The organism is Glycocaulis sp. (assembly GCF_052168375.1).
Lineage (GTDB): Bacteria > Pseudomonadota > Alphaproteobacteria > Caulobacterales > Maricaulaceae > Glycocaulis.
Genome location: NZ_JBQLZR010000267.1, coordinates 1 through 3,928, shown reverse-complemented (window position 1 = coordinate 3,928; position 3,928 = coordinate 1). Strand labels below are relative to the sequence as shown.

Here is a 3,928-nt window from a genome sequence, read left to right as displayed (position 1 = left end):
GGTTGGCTTCCGGCTTGTGAACCAGAACCAGCCGCCCGCCTTGCCCCAGCGTTGGCAGCACGAAATGGGAGGCGCCATGCGTCAGCCGCGCACAGGCAAGAAAGACCGGTGCGGCCTCCTGTCCGTAGCGTTCTTCCATGTTCAGGATATTCGCCATAACGGCGGTATTGGACTGGATCACACCTTTCGGCTCGCCGGTCGATCCGCCGGTAAACTTGATGGCCATTGTGTCGGACGGACGCCGGTTGACCGGCTCAAATCCCGGCGCAGGCCTTAGATCTGAAGGGATCGCCTGCACCGTCACACCCAGTGCGCGCAAGGCCTCTGCCTCGGCGGGGCCTGCGAGCACGCGCGCCGGCTTCACCTTCTTCAGTGCGGCGCTGTTGAGTTGCGGGCCATTGCTGGGGTTCAGCGGCACCCAGACCAGACCGGCAGACTGGATGGCCAGATATGCCGCGACATGATCGATCGTGTTGGCAGCTGACAGCGCTATGCGCTCGCCCGGCTGATGATCAGCGGCCAGCATGGCTGCAAGGCTGCGCACGCGCTCGGACAGTCCGAAAAAGCTGATGCGTCCGACGAGCCGCCCGTCGGAATCATATTCGCTGGCGGCACCGTGATCGGGATAGTTGCGGACAGCGTCCCAGAACAGGCTGACCGGCTGGGTGGAAAGGGAAAGACCGCTCATCGTGTCAGTACCGTCACCAGTGTGACGGCCTCCTCGACCCCCAGAAATCCGCCGCCGTTCTCGCAAACGCCAGCGCGTGCGCCCTCAACCTGCATCCTGCCTGCCTCCCCCCGCAATTGCCGGCACATCTCGACGATCTGGATGACGCCTGTTGCGCCTACCGGATGCCCCTTGGCGATCAGTCCGCCACCGGCATTGACCGGCACGCGCCCGCCGCGCCGGGTAGCGCCCGACGCGGTAAAGGCCCCGCCTTGCCCGCGCGGGCACAGTCCCAGATTTTCGATCTGAAGGATTTCGGCAAAGCTCGTGGCGTCGTGGACCTCGGCCAGATGCATGTCGGCGGGGCCCAGACCCGATGCCTCCCAGGCAAGATCGCTCGCGCGTTTGCCTACATGATTGTCCCAGTCATCCAGCTTGCGGGTGCGGGCCGTCGCCCAGCCAATTCCGGCCAGCTTCACCGCGCCCGCCTTGTCGCGCGCGGCGCGCGCTGACTGCAAGATGACGGCAGCTGCGCCATCGCTGACAGGCGCGCACATGGAGCGGGTCAGCGGCCAGATCACCGGCTTGTCGGCGAGAACCTCCTCGACCGTGAATGGCGTGCGGTATTGCGCGTGCGGATTGTCCGCCGCATGGGTGTGGTTCTTTGCGGCTGCCATGGCGAGGTGCTCGCGCGTGGTGCCGAAAGCCTCCATGTGCGCGCGGGCGATGCCTGCGTAGATGTCCATGAAGAAGCTGCGCGGCGCCTCTGCGGCTCCCGCCGGGATCAATCCGGCTCCAAGCGCCGCCATGGCACCCGCTGTCTCGTCGATACGCTCAATGTCGGTGCCGCCGCGAAAGGCGGCCATGACCTGATCGACACGGTCGGGAAAGACCATTTTTTCCGCGCCAACGACCAGCACGGTTTCAGCCTGCCCAGCGCGGATCATGCTGGCGGCCAGGGCTATCGCCGAAGACCCGGAGGCGCAGGCATTCTCGATATTGACGACCGGGATGCCCTCTATCCCCAGCGGTTGCAGCGCAATCTCGCCGCGCACTGCATTCTGCCCTTCCAGCATGGGCTGGCGGGTGTTGGAAAAGAAGGCCGCCTCGATCTCGTCGGCACGCAGATCTGCATCGTCCAGCGCCGCTTCAACCGCCTCGCGCGTCAGATCCTTCACGGAGCGGGCAGGGTGCTTGCCCAGCGCCGTCATGCCGATTCCGGTGATCTGGATACTGTCCATGCGGCGCGTGCCTCAAGCCGGTCTGGGCGCGGCTTGCCCTGTAACTTCGATAAAGATACTTTCATTTGGACGATACCGGCACCCGCCGGTTATGCAATCATTTTGCGACACGAATTCAGGTCTTCGGAGGGAAATTTGATGAGCGCTGCATCCCGGCTCTACGACCAGCATCACGAGACGCTTCGCACGGCCCTGGCAGCTGTGAAGACCCGCGATCACTGGAGCCCGTTCCGGGAATCGCCCAGCGCCAAGCTGCATGGCGAGGACGCGCCGCGCCTCGGCAAAGCCCGCTTTGACGCCCAGCTGGGCAAGCCCTTCGACCTCGACCAGCCGGGAACCATCGGGACGCTGGGTGCGGAAATGTCGCCCTACACGCGCCAGCCGCTCGGCATCACCTATCCCAAATCCGATCCGGCGGCGCTCTTTGCGGCCTCGCGAAAGGCCATGTCGGGCTGGATGAAGGCGAGCATCGCGGAACGGGCCGGGGTCATCACCGAGATGCTCTTCGCGATGGAAAAGAATGCCTTCGAGAACGCCCATGCGACCATGCATACCGCAGGGCAGGGCTATGTGATGGCGTTCTCCGGCTCTGGCGCAAACGCACTCGACCGGGGCCTTGAGGCGCTGGTCTATGCCATGAAGGCGATGGAGGATGTGCCCGAGGCCGCCAGCTGGACCAAGCGCTTTCTGGAGCCTGAGCCGGTCAGCCTGAAAAAGCGCTATGTGCGGGTGCCGCTGGGTCCGGCGGTCGTGATCTGCTGTGCGACCTTCCCCTTGTGGAATGCCTATCCGGCCATGACCGCCAATCTGATGACCGGCAATCCCGTCATCGTGAAGCCGCACCCGACAGGCGTCCTGCCGGTCGCCATGGCGGTGCGCACCTGCCGCGAAGTGCTGGAGAGGGCCGGATACGATCCTAACCTCGTACTGCTCGCGGCGGATGAGCCGGCAGACCAGATCACCATGAAGCTGCTTGAGCAGCCGGATTGCCGCATTGTGGACTATACCGGCTCGCAGCGCTTCGGGACGTGGATCGAGAACAACTGCCCGGGCCGTCTGGTCTTCACCGAGACGGCGGGCTGCAATTCGGTCGTGATCCATTCCGCGAACGATTTCCGCCGCGTGGCCCACACGGTAGCGCGCGCCATGGTGACGTTTGCCGCCCAGATGTGCACCGCGCCGCAGAACGTGTTCATACCCCGCTCCGGTGTCCAGACGCCGGACGGCATGATCAGCTATGACGCGGCGGTGGAAACGCTTGTCTCGGCAATCGACAAGATTGCGGGCGACAACACGCTTGGTCCCGCTATCGCGGCCGCCGTGCAGGCCGATGCCACGATTGACAATGTCGAAGCGATGACCAGCAAGGGCGAGGCGGAGGGGACGATCCTTCGCCGGTCCGGCCCGGTCTCGAACCCGGATTACCCGGATGCCCGCACGGCCAGCCCGGTCCTGATCGAATGCGATCCTGCCAATGAGGATTTCTACGGTGAGGAGCGCTTCGGCCCGGTCAGCTTCGTCATTCCGGTCGAGACAGCCCGGCAGGGTGTGGAGCTTGCCACCGCGCAAGCCCGCACGCGCGGCGCCATCGCGTCCTATCTCTATTCCACCGACGAAAGCTTCATCGACGCCGCCGAGCCGGACTATCTGGCTGCTGGAGCCTCGGTCAGCATCAATATCGATCGCGGCATGCCGATGAACTTCATGGGAGCATATTCGGACTATCACGTCACGGGGCTCAACCCGGCAGGCAATGCCAGCTTGACCGATCTCGCCTTCGTTGCGCCCCGCTTCCGGGTAGTCCAGATGCGGCGTCCGGGCTAGAAAAAGCACGGGCGGGCCCGCCACTGCCGCGAGCCATCATGAAGGTTTCTTAAAAAAAGTGACCTTGAGTTAGTTCGTTTATTGAAGTTATGCTGGCGGTGATACCCATGACCGGCGAATCCCGCTGGCCATGCGGAATCCAAAGAACGACAGGGGAGGTTCCAGTGAACAGATCAAAAGCGTGGTTGCGCGTATC

General features: G+C 64.0%; 3 protein-coding genes. 1 reads left to right on the top strand and 2 read right to left on the bottom strand.

Annotated features, from left to right (window positions below):
* Positions 1-688 (bottom strand): AMP-binding protein (locus tag ACTS2Z_RS10835; RefSeq protein WP_442573221.1); only part of this gene is annotated, 688 nt, incomplete at its 3' end.
* On the bottom strand, positions 685-1,908 hold the full coding sequence (locus ACTS2Z_RS10830) for a thiolase family protein (protein ID WP_442573220.1): 1,224 nt from the start codon (positions 1,906-1,908) through the stop codon (positions 685-687). The genes ACTS2Z_RS10830 and ACTS2Z_RS10835, both read right to left, overlap by 4 nt.
* Positions 1,909-2,046: 138 nt before the next feature.
* On the opposite strand from ACTS2Z_RS10830, the gene paaN reads away from it, so the two are divergent.
* On the top strand, positions 2,047-3,732 hold the full coding sequence (gene paaN, locus ACTS2Z_RS10825) for a phenylacetic acid degradation protein PaaN (RefSeq protein ID WP_442573219.1): 1,686 nt from the start codon (positions 2,047-2,049) through the stop codon (positions 3,730-3,732).
* Positions 3,733-3,928: the final 196 nt, after the last annotated feature.

Excerpts from the sequence above, each read along its gene's own strand:
- ACTS2Z_RS10830 (WP_442573220.1), bottom strand. The coding sequence starts at position 1,908 with ATGGACAGTATCCAGATCACCGGAATCGGCATGACGGCGCTGGGCAAG.
- paaN (WP_442573219.1), top strand. The coding sequence starts at position 2,047 with ATGAGCGCTGCATCCCGGCTCTACGACCAGCATCACGAGACGCTTCGC.